Origin of the sequence: Pseudomonas paraeruginosa PA7, from assembly GCF_000017205.1 — a bacterium.
Taxonomy (GTDB): Bacteria; Pseudomonadota; Gammaproteobacteria; order Pseudomonadales; family Pseudomonadaceae; genus Pseudomonas; species Pseudomonas paraeruginosa.
Genome location: NC_009656.1, coordinates 1,590,956 through 1,606,996 on the forward strand (window position 1 = coordinate 1,590,956; position 16,041 = coordinate 1,606,996).

At 68.4% G+C, this 16,041-nt stretch carries 17 protein-coding genes; 9 read left to right on the forward strand and 8 right to left on the reverse strand.

The genetic code is table 11. The features are described 5' to 3' along the window. Together glpK and PSPA7_RS07465 are read left to right on the forward strand one after the other, a co-directional pair. On the forward strand, positions 1-1,485 hold the full coding sequence (gene glpK, locus PSPA7_RS07460) for a glycerol kinase GlpK (protein ID WP_012074737.1): 1,485 nt from the start codon (positions 1-3) through the stop codon (positions 1,483-1,485). 245 nt (positions 1,486-1,730) lie between these two features. After that, complete coding sequence (locus tag PSPA7_RS07465; RefSeq protein ID WP_012074738.1) at positions 1,731-2,516, forward strand: PhzF family protein; 786 nt, start codon at positions 1,731-1,733, stop codon at positions 2,514-2,516. 643 nt (positions 2,517-3,159) lie between these two features. Here PSPA7_RS07465 and PSPA7_RS07475 read toward each other — a convergent pair. Both PSPA7_RS07475 and PSPA7_RS07480 read right to left on the reverse strand, forming a co-directional pair. Continuing rightward, a complete protein-coding gene (locus tag PSPA7_RS07475; protein ID WP_003151565.1) occupies positions 3,160-3,582 on the reverse strand; it encodes a hypothetical protein in 423 nt (140 codons plus the stop codon). Positions 3,583-3,680: 98 nt separating this feature from the next. Then, on the reverse strand, positions 3,681-4,211 hold the full coding sequence (locus PSPA7_RS07480) for a cytochrome b (protein ID WP_012074741.1): 531 nt from the start codon (positions 4,209-4,211) through the stop codon (positions 3,681-3,683). Between the two features lie 181 nt (positions 4,212-4,392). Here PSPA7_RS07480 and PSPA7_RS07485 point away from each other — a divergent pair, with 181 nt between their 5' ends. After that, positions 4,393-4,590: a heavy-metal-associated domain-containing protein gene (locus PSPA7_RS07485; RefSeq protein WP_003151561.1), complete on the forward strand. Its 198-nt coding sequence runs from the start codon at positions 4,393-4,395 to the stop codon at positions 4,588-4,590. Here PSPA7_RS07485 and nalD read toward each other — a convergent pair. After that, positions 4,569-5,207: an efflux system transcriptional repressor NalD gene (gene nalD, locus PSPA7_RS07490; protein WP_012074742.1), complete on the reverse strand. Its 639-nt coding sequence runs from the start codon at positions 5,205-5,207 to the stop codon at positions 4,569-4,571. The two genes, PSPA7_RS07485 and nalD, sit on opposite strands and share 22 nt — an antisense overlap. Positions 5,208-5,570: 363 nt before the next feature. On the opposite strand from nalD, the gene PSPA7_RS07495 reads away from it, so the two are divergent. After that, the gene (locus PSPA7_RS07495; protein WP_012074743.1) at positions 5,571-6,749 is read left to right on the forward strand and encodes a multidrug effflux MFS transporter; all 1,179 of its coding nucleotides are present in this window, start codon (positions 5,571-5,573) and stop codon (positions 6,747-6,749) included. Between the two features lie 7 nt (positions 6,750-6,756). On the opposite strand, the gene PSPA7_RS07500 is transcribed toward PSPA7_RS07495, so the two are convergent. Continuing rightward, positions 6,757-6,933: a hypothetical protein gene (locus tag PSPA7_RS07500; protein ID WP_003104346.1), complete on the reverse strand. Its 177-nt coding sequence runs from the start codon at positions 6,931-6,933 to the stop codon at positions 6,757-6,759. Positions 6,934-7,058: 125 nt separating this feature from the next. Further along, on the reverse strand, positions 7,059-7,982 hold the full coding sequence (gene mmsR / locus PSPA7_RS07505; protein ID WP_041025303.1) for an MmsAB operon transcriptional regulator MmsR: 924 nt from the start codon (positions 7,980-7,982) through the stop codon (positions 7,059-7,061). 131 nt (positions 7,983-8,113) lie between these two features. Between mmsR and mmsA the strand changes: the two genes are divergently transcribed. From mmsA to PSPA7_RS07520, 3 genes are all read left to right on the forward strand, one after another. Next, entirely contained in the window at positions 8,114-9,607 is a 1,494-nt protein-coding gene (gene mmsA, locus PSPA7_RS07510) for a CoA-acylating methylmalonate-semialdehyde dehydrogenase (RefSeq protein WP_012074745.1), read from the forward strand. 15 nt (positions 9,608-9,622) lie between these two features. Then, positions 9,623-10,519 (forward strand): 3-hydroxyisobutyrate dehydrogenase, encoded by an 897-nt coding sequence (gene mmsB, locus PSPA7_RS07515; protein WP_012074746.1) that lies wholly within the window; start codon positions 9,623-9,625, stop codon positions 10,517-10,519. Between the two features lie 163 nt (positions 10,520-10,682). Beyond that, positions 10,683-12,569 carry a propionyl-CoA synthetase gene (locus PSPA7_RS07520; protein WP_012074747.1) on the forward strand — a complete coding sequence of 629 codons (1,887 nt, stop codon included), beginning with the start codon at positions 10,683-10,685 and terminating at the stop codon, positions 12,567-12,569. A gap of 57 nt (positions 12,570-12,626) precedes the next feature. On the opposite strand, the gene PSPA7_RS07525 is transcribed toward PSPA7_RS07520, so the two are convergent. Next, positions 12,627-13,640, reverse strand: coding sequence for a zinc-binding alcohol dehydrogenase family protein (locus PSPA7_RS07525; RefSeq protein WP_012074748.1), 1,014 nt, complete (start codon positions 13,638-13,640; stop codon positions 12,627-12,629). Between the two features lie 21 nt (positions 13,641-13,661). Continuing rightward, a complete protein-coding gene (locus PSPA7_RS07530) occupies positions 13,662-13,955 on the reverse strand; it encodes a putative quinol monooxygenase (protein ID WP_003104358.1) in 294 nt (97 codons plus the stop codon). Between the two features lie 95 nt (positions 13,956-14,050). On the opposite strand from PSPA7_RS07530, the gene PSPA7_RS07535 reads away from it, so the two are divergent. Both PSPA7_RS07535 and PSPA7_RS07540 read left to right on the forward strand, forming a co-directional pair. Then, positions 14,051-14,971: a LysR family transcriptional regulator gene (locus PSPA7_RS07535; RefSeq protein WP_003151550.1), complete on the forward strand. Its 921-nt coding sequence runs from the start codon at positions 14,051-14,053 to the stop codon at positions 14,969-14,971. After that, entirely contained in the window at positions 14,956-15,258 is a 303-nt protein-coding gene (locus tag PSPA7_RS07540) for a barstar family protein (protein ID WP_003151548.1), read from the forward strand. The genes PSPA7_RS07535 and PSPA7_RS07540 overlap by 16 nt, the downstream gene beginning before the upstream one ends. Here PSPA7_RS07540 and PSPA7_RS07545 read toward each other — a convergent pair whose 3' ends face one another. After that, positions 15,259-16,038, reverse strand: coding sequence for a TatD family hydrolase (locus PSPA7_RS07545; RefSeq protein ID WP_003151546.1), 780 nt, complete (start codon positions 16,036-16,038; stop codon positions 15,259-15,261). Between the last annotated feature and the right edge of the window lie 3 nt (positions 16,039-16,041).

A 16,041-nucleotide genomic window follows, 5' to 3' on the forward strand; every position in this document is an offset into this window, starting at 1 on the left:
ATGTCCCACTACCTCCTTGCCATCGACCAGGGCACCACCAGCTCCCGCGCCATCGTGTTCAGTGCCCAGGGCTTGCCGGTGGCGAGCTGCCAGCAGGAATTCAAGCAGTACTTCCCGAAGGACGGCTGGGTGGAGCACGACGGCGAGGAAATCTGGCTGACCACCCTTCAGGTCTGCCGCGACGCGCTTGCGCGCAAGGGCCTGAACGCGGCGGACATCGCCGCCATCGGTATCACCAACCAGCGCGAGACCACGCTGGTCTGGGACGCCGCCAGCGGCGACCTGGTCCACCCGGCCATCGTCTGGCAGGACCGCCGTACCGCCGACTACTGCGCCGAACTCAAGGCCGCCGGCCACGAGGCGAACGTCAGTGCGCGCACCGGGCTGCTGATCGATCCTTATTTCTCCGCCACCAAGCTGCGCTGGATCCTCGACAACGTGCCCGGTGCCCGCCAGCGCGCCGAACGCGGCGAGTTGCGCTTCGGCACCGTCGACTGCTTCCTGCTCTGGCGCCTGACCGGTGGCCGCTCCCATCGCACCGACGCGACCAATGCCTCGCGCACCCTGCTGTTCAACATCCACAACCAGGACTGGGACGAGGAGCTGCTGGCGCTGTTCGGGATCCCGCGCAGCCTGCTACCGGAGGTGCTCGACTGCGCGGCGGAGTTCGGCGTCACCGAGCCGTCGCTGCTTGGCGCGGCGATCCCGGTGCTGGGCATGGCCGGCGACCAGCAGGCCGCGCTGATCGGCCAGGCCTGCTTCCAGCCGGGCATGGTGAAGAGTACCTACGGCACCGGCTGCTTCATGATCCAGAACACCGGCGAGCAGCCGGTGACCTCGAAGAACCGCCTGCTCACCACGGTCGGCTACCGCCTGGACGGCAAGGTCAGCTACGCCGTGGAAGGCAGCATCTTCGTCGCCGGCGCCGCGGTGCAGTGGCTGCGCGACGGCATCAAGCTGATCGACCACGCCCACGAGAGCGAAGCCCTGGCGATCCAGGCCGGCGACTCCAACGGCGTCTACCTGGTGCCGGCCTTCACCGGCCTCGGCGCGCCCTACTGGGACCCGAAGGCGCGCGGCGCGATCTTCGGCCTGACCCGCGACACCGGGATCAAGGAGATCGTCACCGCCGGCCTGCAATCGGTCTGCTACCAGACCCGCGACCTGCTCGAGGCGATGCGCCAGGACGGCACGCCGCCCAGCGCGCTGCGGGTGGACGGCGGGATGGTGGTGAACAACTGGGTGATGCAGTTCCTCACCGACATCCTCGGCGTCACCGTGGAGCGCCCGGAAGTCACCGAGACCACCGCCCTCGGCGTGGCCTACATGGCTGGCCTGAAGGCCGGTTTCTATCGCGACCTGGACGACATCGCCAGCCACTGGCACCTGCAGCGCCGCTTCGACGCGCACATGGCCGAGGAGCGTCGCGGCGAGCTCTACGCCGGTTGGCAGAACGCGGTGCGGCGGGTGCGCAGCGAGACCTGAGCGGCTTTCCCGGCCGCGAAGGCGGACGGCGCAGAACTCGTTCGCCGACCCTGCGAGTCCGGTGCGGAACGCGGTGTTCTTGCCGATGGCTTCACAACGCCGGCAGGTCGCCGCAAACGCCCGCTCGGGCAATGGGTCGAAGGCAGGGCGAAGTCCCACTGTTACGATCGGAAAAGATCGTACTGTGTCGCCCATCCCGGAGCCGCTGGTGGCATGCCGGGGCGATCGTCCCCAGGAGGTGTGCCATGCAGCTCGAGTTCCATCAGGTCGACGCGTTTTCCTCCCGTCCGTTCAGCGGCAATCCCGCCATGGTCTATCGCCTCGACGCCTGGCTGGCCGATGAGCTGATGCAGATGATCGCGGCCGAGCACAACCTGTCCGAGACTGCCTTTGTCGTTCGCGAGGGCGAGGCCTGGCGGATCCGCTGGTTCACCCCGAGCGTCGAGGTGGTGCTCTGTGGTCACGCCACCCTGGCGGCGGCCCATGTACTGTTCGAGGTCCATGACGAACCAGGCGAGCGCCTGGAATTCATCTCTCGCTCCGGTGCGCTGCGGGTCGCCCGCGAGGACTCGCGCCTGGCCCTGGATTTCCCCGCGCAGTACCCGAGCGAGGTCGGCAGCACCATCGAACTGGAGCAGGCCCTCGGCCTGCCGCCGGTGGACGTGCTGGGCTCCACCGACAAGCTGCTGGTACTGCTCGAGTCCGAGGACGCGGTGCGTGCCTGCCGTCCGGACTTCGCGGCGCTGGCGCGGCTGCCCTGGCGCGGCGTGATCATTACCGCGCGAGGGCAGTTGAAGGATTTCGTCTCGCGTTTCTTCGCCCCGGTGATGGGCGTCGACGAGGATCCGGTGACCGGCTCCGCGCATTGCAGCCTGATTCCCTACTGGGCCCGGCGCTTGAACAAACTGTCGCTGACCGCCCAGCAGTGCTCGGCGCGCGGCGGCGAGCTGTGGTGCCGGTTGGAGGGCGAGCGGGTGAGTATCGCCGGGCATGCGGTGCTGGTGGCGAGCGGAAGGATTCGATTGGGCTGAGGGGCGCTTCAGGATCGGGTTCCTGGCATGCACGAAGTGAGGCTTGCCCTCCGAGTGGTGGGGCGGCAAACCCGCCCCGTCAGGAGGCCGAGCGGAATCGTTGCGGAGGGGGACGAGTGGCCGGATGCCGGGGCGAGTCTTTTGGTTCCTTTTGGACGCTTGCAAAAGGAACTCGCCTGGGAAGGCGAAACAAGAGGCCAAGGCAGGCACGACAAGCAGCTTGACCAGCAAACACGAAGCCTGCTCGAACGTCCCGTAGGGCGGATACCGCCACAGGCGGTATCCGCCGATGCCCTGGAGAGCCGGCGGATAACCGCAAGCGGTTATTCGCCCTACGGATCGGGCTCCTGGCATGCCCTTCGAGGGGCAGGGCTAGTCTTTTGGACGCTTGCAGAAGGAGCTTGCCTGGAAAGACCGAAACAAGAGGCCAAGGCAAGCACGACAAGCAGATTGACCGGCAACCACGACGCCCGCTCAAGCGCTAAGCAACAGCTTCCCCCCTTACTGCCGTGCAGGCAGCGACGGGAGCTGGGGGCCAGTGCACGCATTCACGGCCCGCCAGGCAGTCCCCGTGCACCCGGTGCCGAAACGCCACCTTCGTGCTCTGAGTCATGGCGAATGCCCCACGGCAAGTCGCTACCCCTCAGTACCCATCCGCCACCGGCGCCAGGTAGAGCCCGCCGGCACCGAGGGTAATGCGCAGGTTGCGGATTTCCCCGGCGCGCAGGGTCAGGGTCTGCCCGGCGAGGATGGTCATGCCGTTGCGGCAGGCGTCGCCCGGGCCGTTCGGCGCTAGCCGCAGGTTGACCGCGCCGGGTTGCAGGTTCAGCGCCAGGCTGGCGCCGGGCTGCAGGTTGCCGACCAGTTCGTCGTGGACATACAGGCCGACGTCGCAGGCGGTGCCGGACTCGACCCGCTCGCGGGAAACGTTGAGCACCGCGTAGCCGATCGGCGCCGGGTCCGGTTGCGCCCAGGCGCCGCCCGCCGGTTGTGGCTCCGTGGCGCCCACCGGAAGGGCGCAGGCGAGGGCGAGGATGTACAGCGAAAAGGGAAGCATACGGGACATGACGGGCCTCGACGGCGGGGGCGTGCGGAAAAGCTTGGCCGAAGCCGGGGGCCGCGACAAGTCGGGACGGGCAACCGCGCGCCCGTCCGTCGCCGGGATCAGGCGCCGCGCTGTGGCAGCATGGCGCGCAGTACATCGTCCTTCTGCACGCGGTGGTGCCAGATGGCCGCGACGGCGTGGCCGAGGATCAGCGCGAAAAGCAGGTACTGGAGGGTGACGTGGGTGCCGCCGGCGAACGCCTTGAAGGCTTCCGGCAAGTCGAACGGGCCGACCTGCACCAGCCAGAACAGGTCCAGCGGACGCTTGCCGGCGAGCATGCCGGAGAGCGGCATGACGATCAGCACCGCATACAGCAGCGCATGCCCGGACTTGGCCGCGAAGCGCTGCCAGCCGGGACAGGCGGCCAGGGTATCCGGGGTGCCCTGGGTGCGGCGCAGCACCAGGCGCGCCAGGGTCAGTAGCAGGACCGCCACGCCTAGCGACTTGTGCAGGGTGAACACGTTGCCCTTGCCGCCGAGCGGGCCGGCGAAAAGGTCGGCGCCGTAGGGCAGGGCGATGATCAGCAGCACCGCGATGGCGCTGAGCCAGTGCAGGGCGATCTGGGACGGGGAATAGCGGCGGATGGACATGGTTCTACCTCATGAAAATCAAGGTGAACATGTTAACCATGAGCTTTGTGTGGTTTAAGCCTCTTTACCGCGCCTTTACCCGTTCTTGACGCTTCGTCGGTTACCGGATGTTTCAGCTTGACCTTGACATCATGGGAAGGTTGACACTCGCGGCATCGATGACCACCAGAGAGGCAATACCATGCAAGTCTTCAAGGTTCAGGGCATGACCTGCGGCCACTGCGTACGGGCGATCACCCAGGCGGTGCAGGCGAAGGATTCGGCGGCGGACGTCCAGGTCGACCTCGGTGCCGGCGAGGTGCGGGTCGCCAGCCGGCTCGACAGCGGCCAGGTGCTCGAGGCGATCCGCGAGGAAGGCTACGGCGCCGAGCTGGCCTGACCCCAGTCGCGGACCAGCCCGCGGAACATCGGCTCCAGCAGGTGTTCCGCGTCGGTGGCCGGGTCGAACAGGCGCGGATCGCGCAACCAGTCGTTGAACAGCCCGAGGATCAGCGCGTGCAAGGCGCGTGAGGCGATCCGCGGGGTCAGTCCCGGATGCAGGCGGACGCGGCATTCCTCGCGGGCGAACAGTTGCTCGCAGAGCTCGATGAACATCTGCACGAAGGCGTTGTTGCGCTCCTGCGCCTCGCGCAGTTCATCGGTGAACTCGCAGCGCTGCATCAGGATGGTCAGGATGCGCCGCTTCTTTTCCTGGGTCAGCAGCGATTGCACGGCCTCCAGGCACAGGTCGTAGAGCGAGCGCAGCGGATCGCTGCCGTCGCAGCCGGACAGGCGCTCGGTGAGTTGCTCCGGTGGCAGGCGTACCTGGTTGAGCATCTCGTTGAACAGGTGGGCCTTGTTCTGGAAGTGCCAGTAGACGGCGCCACGGGTCACCCCGGCGGCCCTGGCGATCTGTTCCAGGCTGGTATGGGACACGCCCTTTTCCAGGAACAGTTCCTCGGCGGCCAGGAGGATGGCCGTACGGGTTTTCTCGGAGTCTTCCTTTGTGCGTCGCATGCTGTGCTGGGTAGTCGGGAGTCGGTCTCGGCAACGGGGCGGGGAGTGTACCGATTTTAGTCGCGCTCGGGCGGACTCGAAGTATTTCGACACCACCTTTGTCTAGTGCCGCTCATTCGTGAACCGTCGTTTTCCTGGAGGCTGCCCGGTGGGCCATGATCGTCGGGGCCTTCGGTGGTATGCTGCGCGCTACTTTTCCCGGCGACTCCCCGGCGTCCGCTCCATCTTCCGCCCGTACCGGCCCGCGGGCCCGGAGTCGCCCGTCTTCACATTCCGATTCAATGACAGCGTCGTCGTCCCGCTGGCCGGGAGTTGCGCGGGGAGATGCCCCGCCTGGTGCCGACGCTCCGTGCCGAGCGATCCATGAACCTGCGCATCCTGCTGATACTGGGAGCCTTGAGCGCCTTCGGGCCACTGGCCATCGACTTCTACCTGCCGAGCTTCCCGACCCTGGCCAAGGCCTTCGCCACCGACGTCGAGCACGTCCAACTGAGCCTGGCCGCCTACTTCGCCGGCCTGTCCATCGGCCAACTGCTCTATGGCCCGGTGGCCGACCGCTATGGCCGGCGCCTGCCGCTGCTGGTGGGAGTGAGCATCTTCACCCTGGCCTCGGCCGCCTGCGCCCTGGCGCCGAGCCTGGAATGGCTGATCGCCGCGCGTTTCGTCCAGGCCCTCGGCGGCTGCGCCGGGATGGTCATCTCGCGGGCGGTGGTGCGCGACCTGTGCGACCCGATCGGCGCCGCCAAGGCGTTTTCCCAGTTGATGCTGGTGATGGGCCTGGCGCCGATCCTCGCGCCGGTGGCCGGCGGCCTGCTGCTCGACTGGCACGGCTGGCAGTCGATCTTCGTCTGCCTGACCCTGTTCGCCGCCCTGGCCGGCCTCGGCGTGGCGCTGTGGCTGCCGGAAACCATCCCCGCCGACGGCGAGCGTCCACCGCTGTCCGGCGCGCTGGGGCAGTACCGGCGGCTGTTCGCCGACCGCCTGTTCCTCGCCTACGGTCTCTCCGGTGGAGTGGCGATGGCCGGGATGTTCGCCTACATCGCCGGTTCGCCCTACGTATTCATCCAGCTCTACGGGGTTCCCGCCGAGCATTATGGCTGGCTGTTCGGCAGCAACGCCGCGGGCTTCATCGTCATGGCGCAGGTCAACGCGCGGCTGCTGCGCTATCGCGGGCCGGCGTTCTGGCTGCGGCGGATCATCTGGGGCTACCTGGCGTGCGGCCTGGCGCTGCTGGGCATCGCCTCGCTGCAACCGGCTACGCTGTGGCCGCTGCTGGTTCCGCTGTTCGGGTGCGTGGCCAGCCTCGGTTGTATCATTCCCAACGCCTCCGCCTGCGCGATGGCCGGGCAGGGACAGCACGCCGGCAGCGCCTCGGCGCTGATGGGCAGTCTGCAGTTCAGCGTGGCGGCGGGCGCTTCGGCGCTGGTCGGCGTGCTCCACGACGGCACGGCGATCCCCATGACTCTGGTGATCGCCGTCTGCGGCGCGGTCGCCACCCTGCTCGCCTGGCAGTCCGGGCGCCTGGAGCGCCAGGCCGCCTGAGCGCGGATCAGGCCGTTCGCTGCTTCAGTTCGGGCAGCACGTGGGGCGCGCGCAGGCGCGCCTCGAGGCGGTCGACGAAACGCCGGGCCTCGCTTTCGCTACGGAAGTTGACGGCCTGCTGGTCGAGGCAGACTTGCCAGCATTGGCCTTTCGGGGTTTGCGACGGGCGGACGAGGATGTTCATGGCGATTCATCCATCGGGGCTGGAAAGGGAGCTTCAGTCTAGTCCTGTCGGCCCGGAAAACACTGACCGGGATCAGTTTGCCGACAACCGGTTGCCGCTTCGTTTCGAACCCCGGCGCAGGGCTTTCAGGCGCCGCCCTGGCCCTGCCTTACCCGCTGCCGATAGGCGCTTGGCGACAGGCCCATGACCTTGCTGAACAGGCGCGAGAAGTAGTAGCTGTCGTCATAGCCGACGGCCTGGCCGACCCGGGCCACGCTCTGGTCGCTGCCGTCGAGCAACTGGCAGGCGTACTCGATCTTCAGGTGCAGGAAGTGCTGGATCGGCGTACGCCCGGTGATCGCCTTGTAGCGACTGACGAAATGGAACTTCGAGAGGTTGCAGAAGGCCGCCAGGCGTTCCAGTTCGAGGCGCGCATGCAGGTGTTCGCGCATGTAGGCGTGCAGTCCGTCGAGGTCCAGGCTGCCCTCGCGCAGCGGGCGCAGCAGCGGGAGCTGGCAGAGCAGGCTGCGCAGGCGGCTGGCGGCGAGCAGGAAGTGCTGGAAGCGGTAGCCGCTGTGGCGCACTTCCAGCAGTTGCTCGAAGCCGCCGAGCAGGGCGTGTTGCAGGCCCCAATGGCGCAGCGGGGTGTCGCGGTAGCCGGCGCTGTGTTGCAGCCAGGTGGCGCTGTCGCCGCGCAGGTGGGTCCAAAAGATGGTCCAGGGTTGGCGGTCGTCGGCGGCGTAGTCGTGGGCCATGCCCGGCGGCAGCCAGAGCAGGTCGCCGCTGCCGACCCGGTATTCGCGCCAGGCCTCGGCCTCGCGCACGCGCAACAGGCCCTGGCCTTCGCTGCAGTAGATCAGCAGGTGCTCGTCATGCCGCTCGCGGCTCATGCGGTGGTCGCGGGCGCGCCGGTAGTGGCCCAGGGAGGTGGGGTAGAGGTCGCGGCTGAGCGGGTGGACCGCGAGTTTCTCCAGCAGCGCCGGCGGGATCGGCAAGCGCAGGCTGTCGGCCGGCAGGGGCCAGTCGGAGGTGTGCGACATGTCGGTAGCCGGCTCCGCAATATAGTCCATGAACAACACAATTTAGTCGATCTCGCGACCTTCCGCCCAGTGATAGCTTCTTGGCCAAAGCGAGGTCCGAATCGGCCTCGTCCCAGTCCGCCACAACAATAAAAGCCGGCCTGGCCGGTGCAGGAGGGTTCATGTCAGTCCCAGTCCGCCACCTCATCGCGGGAGCCTTCGTCGAAGGTCTCGGCGCCCAGCGCATCCCGGTCAGCAATCCCCTCGACAACAGCACCCTGGCGGAGATCGCCTGCGCCAGCGCGGAGCAGGTCGAGCAGGCGGTGGCCAGCGCCCGCGAAACCTTCGCCAGCTGGAAGGAAACCCCGGTTTCCGAGCGCGCGCGGGTGATGCTGCGTTACCAGGCGCTGCTCAAGGAGCACCACGACGAACTGGCGAAGATCGTCTCCAGCGAGCTGGGCAAGACTTTCGAGGACGCCAGGGGCGACGTCTGGCGCGGCATCGAGGTGGTCGAGCACGCCTGCAACGTGCCCTCGCTGCTGATGGGCGAGACGGTGGAGAACGTCGCCCGCAACATCGACACCTACAGCATCACCCAGCCGCTGGGCGTGTGCGTCGGCATCACCCCGTTCAACTTCCCGGCGATGATCCCGCTGTGGATGTTCCCGCTGGCCATCGCCTGCGGCAACGCCTTCATCCTCAAGCCTTCCGAGCAGGTGCCGCTGACCAGCGTGCGTCTCGCCGAGCTGTTCCTCGAGGCCGGTGCGCCGAAGGGCGTGCTGCAGGTGGTGCATGGCGGCAAGGAACAGGTCGACCAGTTGCTCAAGCACCCGCAGGTGAAGGCGGTGTCCTTCGTCGGCTCGGTCGCGGTCGGCCAGTACGTCTACCACACCGGCACCGCGCACAATAAGCGCGTGCAGAGCTTCGCCGGGGCGAAGAACCACATGGTGATCATGCCCGACGCGGACAAGGCGCAGGTCATCAGCAACCTGGTCGGTGCCTCGGTGGGCGCGGCCGGGCAGCGCTGCATGGCGATCTCGGTGGCGGTGCTGGTGGGGGCCGCCCGCGAGTGGATCCCGGACATCCGCGACGCGCTGGCCAAGGTCCGCCCCGGCCCATGGGACGACAGCGGCGCCAGCTACGGCCCGGTGATCAACCCGCAGGCCAAGGCGCGCATCGAGCGCCTGATCGGCCAGGGCGTGGAGGAGGGCGCGCAGCTGCTGCTGGATGGCCGCGACTACGAGGTCGAGGGATACCCGAACGGCAACTGGGTCGGCCCGACGCTGTTCGCCGGGGTGCGCCCGGACATGGCTATCTATCGCGAAGAGGTGTTCGGCCCGGTGCTCTGCCTGGCCGAGGTCGACAACCTGGAGCAGGCGATCCGCCTGATCAACGAAAGCCCCTACGGCAACGGCACCTCGATCTTCACCAGTTCCGGCGCCGCGGCGCGGACCTTCCAGCACCACATCGAGGTCGGCCAGGTCGGCATCAACATCCCGATCCCGGTACCGCTGCCGTTCTTCTCCTTCACCGGTTGGAAGGGCTCGTTCTACGGCGACCTGCACGCCTACGGCAAGCAGGGCGTGCGCTTCTACACCGAGACCAAGACCGTGACCGCGCGCTGGTTCGACAGCGACAGCGTGGCCGGGACCAACTTCTCGATCCAGATGCGCTGAGACGGAGATACACAGATGGCCAACATCGCATTTCTCGGCCTGGGCAACATGGGCGCGCCGATGGCCGCCAACCTGCTCAAGGCCGGCCACCGGGTGAATGTCTTCGATCTGCAGCCCAAGGCCGTGCTGGGCCTGGTCGAGCAGGGCGCGCAGGGAGCCGACAGCGCCTTGCAGTGCTGCGAAGGCGCCGAAGTGGTGATCAGCATGCTGCCGGCCGGGCAGCACGTGGAAAGCCTGTATCTCGGCGACGACGGCCTGCTCGCCCGGCTCGCCGGCAAGCCGCTGCTGATCGACTGCTCGACCATCGCCCCGGAGACCGCGCGCAAGGTCGCCGAGGCGGCCGCGGCGAAGGGCCTGACCCTGCTCGACGCGCCGGTCTCCGGTGGCGTCGGTGGCGCCCGCGCCGGCACCCTGAGCTTCATCGTCGGCGGTCCCGCCGAAGGCTTCGCGCGGGCCCGGCCGATCCTCGAGAACATGGGCCGGAACATCTTCCACGCCGGCGACCACGGCGCCGGCCAGGTGGCGAAGATCTGCAACAACATGCTCCTCGGCATCCTCATGGCCGGCACTGCCGAGGCGCTGGCGCTGGGGGTGAGGAACGGCCTCGATCCGGCGGTGCTGTCCGAGGTGATGAAGCAGAGTTCCGGCGGCAACTGGGCGCTGAACGTCTACAACCCCTGGCCGGGGGTGATGCCGCAGGCGCCGGCGAGCAACGACTATGCCGGCGGCTTCCAGGTACGCCTGATGAACAAGGACCTCGGCCTGGCCCTGGCCAATGCCCAGGCGGTGCAGGCCTCGACGCCGCTCGGCGCGCTGGCGCGCAACCTGTTCAACCTGCACGCCCAGGCCGATGCGGAGCATGCCGGGCTGGACTTCTCCAGTATCCAGAAGCTCTATCGCGGCAAGGACTGAGACCTACGACCAAAGGTTGATGGCGGGCGGGGTCCACCCGCCCATACTGCGGAACTCTGTAGGAAAAACGGATAAGTGTTTTCCTACAGGGTTTCCACTCGCGCAACGCTTCAAGCCGAACTCACTGCTTCATCCCTAATAAGAACAATCAGAGGGCTGGAACATGACGTACCTGCAGCAGCATGCCCGCTCGATCGCCGAGCCGGCCGCGTTCTGGGCCGAGCAGGCCCGCTCCGTCGCCTGGTACCAGGCGCCCGCGAACATCCTCGAAAGCCTGTCCGACGGCACCCACCGCTGGTTCGCCGACGGCCGCCTGAACAGCGCCTACCTGGCCCTCGACCGGCAGATCGAGGAGGGGCGCGGCGAACAGACCGCGCTGATCTACGACTCGCCGGTGACCGGCACCCAGGACCGCTACAGCTACCTGCGGCTGCGCGACGAAGTGGCGCGCCTGGCCGGCGCCCTGCGCGCCCTCGGGGTCGGCAAGGGCGACCGGGTGATCATCTACATGCCGATGGTGCCGCAGGCGGCCATGGCGATGCTCGCCTGCGCGCGCCTGGGCGCGGTGCATTCGGTGGTGTTCGGTGGCTTCGCTCCCTACGAGCTGGCCCTGCGCATCGACGACGCCACGCCGAAGCTGGTGCTCAGCGCTTCCTGCGGGCTGGAGTTCGATCGGGTGATCGAATACAAGCCGCTGGTGGACAAGGCCCTCGAACTGGCGATCCACCAGCCCGACCACGTCATGGTCTGGCAGCGCCCGCAGGCCCTCGCGCGCCTGCACCCGGGCCGCGACCTGGACTGGCAGGACTGCCTCGCCGCCGCCGAGCCGGCCGATCCGCTGCCGGTGGCCAGCGGCGATCCGCTGTACATCATGTACACCTCGGGCACCACCGGCAAACCCAAGGGCATCGTCCGCGACAACGGCGGCCACGCGGTGGCGCTGCGCTACGCGGTGCGCAACATCTACGGGATGCAGGCCGGCGACGTCTGGTGGGGAATCTCCGACGTCGGCTGGGTGGTCGGCCACTCGCTGATCGTCTACGGCCCGCTGATGTGCGGCTGCACCACGGTGTTCTACGAAGGCAAGCCGGTGCGCACGCCGGACGCCGGCGCCTACTGGCGGGTGATCGAAGAGCACAAGGTGAACAGCCTGTTCTGCGCGCCGACGGCGATCCGCGCGATCCGCAAGGAAGACCCGCATGGCGAACGGGTGAGGCGCTACGACCTGGGTTCGCTGCGCCATCTGTTCCTGGCCGGCGAGAAGCTCGACAGCAGTACCCAGCACTGGCTGGAGGAGCATACCGGGCGGCCGGTCCACGACCACTGGTGGCAGACCGAGACCGGCTGGCCGGTGACCGCGCCGTGCACCGGGATCGCCGGCCACGACCTGCGGGCCGGTTCGACCAACCGCGCGGTGCCCGGCTACCACGTGCAGGTGCTGGACGACGAAGGCCGGCCGCTGGGAGCGAACCGCCAGGGCGCGATCGTCATCGCCCTGCCGTTGCCGCCGGGCTGCGCGCAGACCCTCTGGGACGACCACCCGCGCTACCTGCAGGCCTACCTGGGCAACTATCCCGGCTACTACCACACCGGCGACGGCGGTTATCTCGACGAGGACGGCTTCGTCTACATCATGGGGCGCACCGACGACGTGATAAACGTTTCCGGGCATCGCCTCTCCACCGGCGAGATGGAGGAACGCGTGGCGCAGCACCAGGCGGTTGCCGAGTGCGCGGTGATCGGCGTGCGGGACGAACTCAAGGGCCACGTGCCGCTGGGCCTGGTGGTGCTCAAGGACGATGCCGGGATCGCCGCCGAGCAACTGCAGCGCGAGCTGGTGGCGCTGGTCCGCGAACAGATCGGCGCGCTGGCCTGCTTCCAGCGGGTGGTGGTGGTCAAGCGGCTGCCGAAGACCCGCTCCGGGAAGATCCTCCGCGCGGTGCTGCGCAAGATCGCCGATGGCGAGGACTACGCGGCGCCATCGACCATCGACGACCCGACGATCCTTGGCGAGATCGAGACTGCGCTGAGGGTGCGCAAGGCGGGATAGCAAAGGCCAGGGGCACGGCGGTAGGGTGGAAAACGCCGCGCCCCGTGGTCCTGCCGCTCAGAACCCTTCGAGAACGATCTTGCCCTTGGCCCGGCCGCTCTCCAGCAGCGCGTGGGCGCGGCGCAGGTTGGCCGCGTCGATGCGGCCGAAATGCTCGCCGACGGTGGTCTTCAACACGCCTTCGTCGATCAGCCCGGCGACCCGCTCCAGCAGCCGGTGCTGCTCGATCATGTCGTCGGTCTGGAACATCGACCGGGTGTACATGAACTCCCAGTGCAGCGACAGGCTCTTCTGCTTCAGCTTGCCGATGTCCAGCGACGCCGGATCGTCGATCAGCGCCAGGCGGCCTTGCGGGCGCAGGGCGGCGACGATCTGTTCGAGGTGCTGGTCGGTGTGGGTCAGGCTGGCGACATGGCTGACCTCGTCGATGCCGATCCGCTTCAGCTCTTCGGTCAGCGGCTTGCCGTGGTCGATCACATGGTGCGCGCCGAGGTCGCGGACCCAGGCCTGGGTCTCTGCGCGCGAAGCGGTGCCGATCACGTTCAGGCCGGTCAGTTGCCGGGCCAGTTGGAGCAGGATCGAACCGACCCCGCCGGCGGCACCGACCACCAGCAGGCTCTGGCCCTGGTCGGCCTTGCCTTCGGCGATCTGCAAGCGCTCGAAGAGCAGTTCCCAGGCAGTGATGGTGGTCAGCGGCAGGGCCGCGGCCTGGGCGAAGTCGAGGCTTTTCGGCAGGTGCCCGGCAATGCGCTCGTCGACCCGATGCAGCTCGCTGTTGCTACCGGGGCGGGTGATGTCCCCGGCGTACCAGACCCGATCGCCAGGACGGAACAGGCTGACCTCGCTGCCGACCGCGCGCACCACGCCCGCCGCGTCCCAGCCCAGCACCTTGGCCTGGCCGGCTTCCGGCTGGGCGCGCTGGCGGACCTTGGTATCCACTGGGTTGACCGAGATGGCGCGGACCTCCACCAGCAGGTCGCGCGGGCCCGGCGTGGGCTCGGGCAGTTCGAGGTCGAGCAGGGCGTCGGGATGGTCGATGGGCAGGGATTGGTAGTAACCGACAGCTTTCATGGGAACTCCGGGAAACGGGCCTCAGGCGAGGCGATAGAGTTGGTCGATCTTCACGTTCTGCAGCAGGGCTTCGTTGCCGCGGCTGAAGCGCAGGAAGTGTTCGGTGTTCTGGTGCCGCTCCAGGGCGGCGTCGTCGCGCCACTGCTCGATCATGTAGAACAGGTGGGAGTCGTGGCGGTCCTGATGCAGGTCGTACTGCAGGCAACCAGCCTCGGCGCGCGACGGGGCGACCAGGGCGCGCAGCTCGCGCTCCAGGGCCTCGGCATGGCCGGGGGCGGCGGTGATGGTGGCGATCAGGGTAAGGGGTGTGCTCATGGTGGGTTCCTTCGATGGGGCGGAGTCAGGATGGGCTATTTCAAATCGCTGAAAAACAGGCTATCAGGGAAGACTCTTTCAAAGGAATCTTGAAAATGCTGCGCTACGACGACCTCCAGGTGTTCGTCCACACCAGCGACAGCGGCTCGTTGTCCGCCGCCGCGCGCCAGTTGGAGATTTCCCCGGCGGTGGCCAGCGCGGCGCTGAAGCGCCTGGAAAGCGAGCTGGAGGTGCGCCTGTTCGCCCGCTCCACCCGCAGCCTGCGCCTGACCCCCGAGGGCGACGCGTTCCTCCTGCATGCCCGCGCCTCGTTGCGCAGCCTGGAGGAGGGGCGCCGGTTGCTGCAGGGCGGCAAGGACCAGATCGCCGGGGTACTGCAGCTTTCCGCGCCCTCCGACTTCGGCCGCAACCTGCTGCTGCCCTGGCTCGACGAGTTCCAGGCGCGCTATCCGCGACTGAGCCTGCGCCTGCTGCTCGGCGACCGGGTGACCGATCTCTACCGGCAACCGGTGGACGTGGCGATCCGCTACGGCGCACCGGCCGACTCCAGCCTGGTCGCCCTGCCGTTGGCGCCGGACAACCGGCGAGTGCTCTGCGCCGCGCCGGGCTACCTGGCGGAGCGCGGCGAGCCGCGCCAGCCGGACGACCTGCGCGAGCACAATTGCCTGCTCTACCAACTCGGCGGCCGGGTACACGACCGCTGGGCGTTCCAGCGGGGCCGCCGCAGCCTGACCCTGACGGTCGCCGGCGACCGCGTCTGCGACGATGCCGATGTGGTGCGGCGCTGGGCCCTGGCCGGCAAGGGACTGGTCTACAAGTCCTGGCTCGACGTGGCCGAGGACGTGCGCGCCGGACGCCTGCGCCTGCTGCTGCCGGAGTGGCAGGGCGAGGCGACGCCGCTGAATCTGCTGTGCACCCATCGTGTCCAGCTGACCCGCCCGGTGACGCTGTTGCGCGGCTTCGTGCGCGAGCGTTGCGACGCATTGCTGGCGGAGGCGCCATGGACGAGGAACTGAACCGGGCGGCGAGCCTGGCCATCGAGCTGGCGGACGTGGACAGCGTTGCGCGGTTGCACGAGCGCCTGCGCCAGGCCCTGGCGCTGCCGCCATGGTACGGATGCAACTGGGATGCCTTCTGGGACGCCATCAGCGGGCTGGTGCCGATGCCCCGGCAATTGCGTCTGCAAGGCTGGAGCGACTTCGCCCGGCGCCTGCCGGAGGAAGCGGCGCAGCTATCGGCCTGCCTGGAAGCGTTGCGCGAAGCGTACCCGCATCTGGCGCCGGAAGTCCTGCGCGACGCTTGATCAGTCCCAGCCGAACAGCTCGGCGGCGTTGCGGCTGCTGCTCGCCGCCAGTTCCTCGGCGTCGACCCCGCGCAGCTCGGCGAGGGCGCGGCAGATGTCCGGCAGGTGCTCCGGACTGTTGCGCTGGCCGGGATGCATCGCCGGCGCCATGTCCGGCGCATCGGTTTCCAGCACGATGGCCTCGGCCGGCAGCTCCGCCGCCACCTTGCGCAGGCGGTTGGCCTGCGGCCAGGTCGGCGCGCCGCCGAGGCCGAGGCGGAAGCCGAGCTTGAGGTATTCGCGGGCTTCCTCGCGGCTGCCGGCGAAGGCATGGATGATGCCGCGGCGCTCCAGGTGGATGCGCTTGAGGGTGGCGATGGTCGCCGCGTGGGCGCGGCGCACGTGGATCAGCGCCGGCAGCCCGAACTCGGCGGCCAGCCGCAGCTGGGCCTCGAACAGCGCCTGCTGGGCGTCGCGGTCGAGGTGTTCCAGGTAGTAGTCCAGGCCGATCTCGCCGACCGCGCAGAGCTTCGTCTCGCCGCGCAGGCGTTGCAGCCACTGGCGCAGTTCGTCCAGATGCTCCGGGCGGTGCCGCGCCAGGTAGATCGGATGCAGGCCGAGCGCCGCGTACAGGCCGTCCTCGGCCTGCGCCAGGTCCCAGACCCGTTGCCAGTTCTCGCGATAGACGCCGAGCACCACCTGGCGCTCGACCCCCAGCGCGCGGCTGCGTTGCAGCAGCGCGGCGCGGTCGGCGTCGAAGTCCGGGAAGTCGAGGTGGTTGTGGGTGTCGACCAGGCGCATGGC

What these genes read in the sequence shown, in the direction of transcription:
- PSPA7_RS07465 (WP_012074738.1), top strand. Translation starts at nt 1,731, where the DNA reads ATGCAGCTCGAGTTCCATCAGGTCGACGCGTTTTCCTCCCGTCCGTTC.
- mmsB (WP_012074746.1), top strand. Translation starts at nt 9,623, where the DNA reads ATGGCCAACATCGCATTTCTCGGCCTGGGCAACATGGGCGCGCCGATG.
- PSPA7_RS07530 (WP_003104358.1), bottom strand. Translation starts at nt 13,955, where the DNA reads ATGAGCACACCCCTTACCCTGATCGCCACCATCACCGCCGCCCCCGGC.
- PSPA7_RS07480 (WP_012074741.1), bottom strand. Translation starts at nt 4,211, where the DNA reads ATGTCCATCCGCCGCTATTCCCCGTCCCAGATCGCCCTGCACTGGCTC.
- PSPA7_RS07525 (WP_012074748.1), bottom strand. Translation starts at nt 13,640, where the DNA reads ATGAAAGCTGTCGGTTACTACCAATCCCTGCCCATCGACCATCCCGAC.
- mmsR (WP_041025303.1), bottom strand. Translation starts at nt 7,982, where the DNA reads ATGGACTATATTGCGGAGCCGGCTACCGACATGTCGCACACCTCCGAC.
- nalD (WP_012074742.1), bottom strand. Translation starts at nt 5,207, where the DNA reads ATGCGACGCACAAAGGAAGACTCCGAGAAAACCCGTACGGCCATCCTC.
- PSPA7_RS07540 (WP_003151548.1), top strand. Translation starts at nt 14,956, where the DNA reads ATGGACGAGGAACTGAACCGGGCGGCGAGCCTGGCCATCGAGCTGGCG.
- PSPA7_RS07545 (WP_003151546.1), bottom strand. Translation starts at nt 16,038, where the DNA reads ATGCGCCTGGTCGACACCCACAACCACCTCGACTTCCCGGACTTCGAC.
- mmsA (WP_012074745.1), top strand. Translation starts at nt 8,114, where the DNA reads ATGTCAGTCCCAGTCCGCCACCTCATCGCGGGAGCCTTCGTCGAAGGT.
- PSPA7_RS07485 (WP_003151561.1), top strand. Translation starts at nt 4,393, where the DNA reads ATGCAAGTCTTCAAGGTTCAGGGCATGACCTGCGGCCACTGCGTACGG.
- PSPA7_RS07500 (WP_003104346.1), bottom strand. Translation starts at nt 6,933, where the DNA reads ATGAACATCCTCGTCCGCCCGTCGCAAACCCCGAAAGGCCAATGCTGG.
- PSPA7_RS07535 (WP_003151550.1), top strand. Translation starts at nt 14,051, where the DNA reads ATGCTGCGCTACGACGACCTCCAGGTGTTCGTCCACACCAGCGACAGC.
- glpK (WP_012074737.1), top strand. Translation starts at nt 1, where the DNA reads ATGTCCCACTACCTCCTTGCCATCGACCAGGGCACCACCAGCTCCCGC.
- PSPA7_RS07475 (WP_003151565.1), bottom strand. Translation starts at nt 3,582, where the DNA reads ATGTCCCGTATGCTTCCCTTTTCGCTGTACATCCTCGCCCTCGCCTGC.
- PSPA7_RS07520 (WP_012074747.1), top strand. Translation starts at nt 10,683, where the DNA reads ATGACGTACCTGCAGCAGCATGCCCGCTCGATCGCCGAGCCGGCCGCG.
- PSPA7_RS07495 (WP_012074743.1), top strand. Translation starts at nt 5,571, where the DNA reads ATGAACCTGCGCATCCTGCTGATACTGGGAGCCTTGAGCGCCTTCGGG.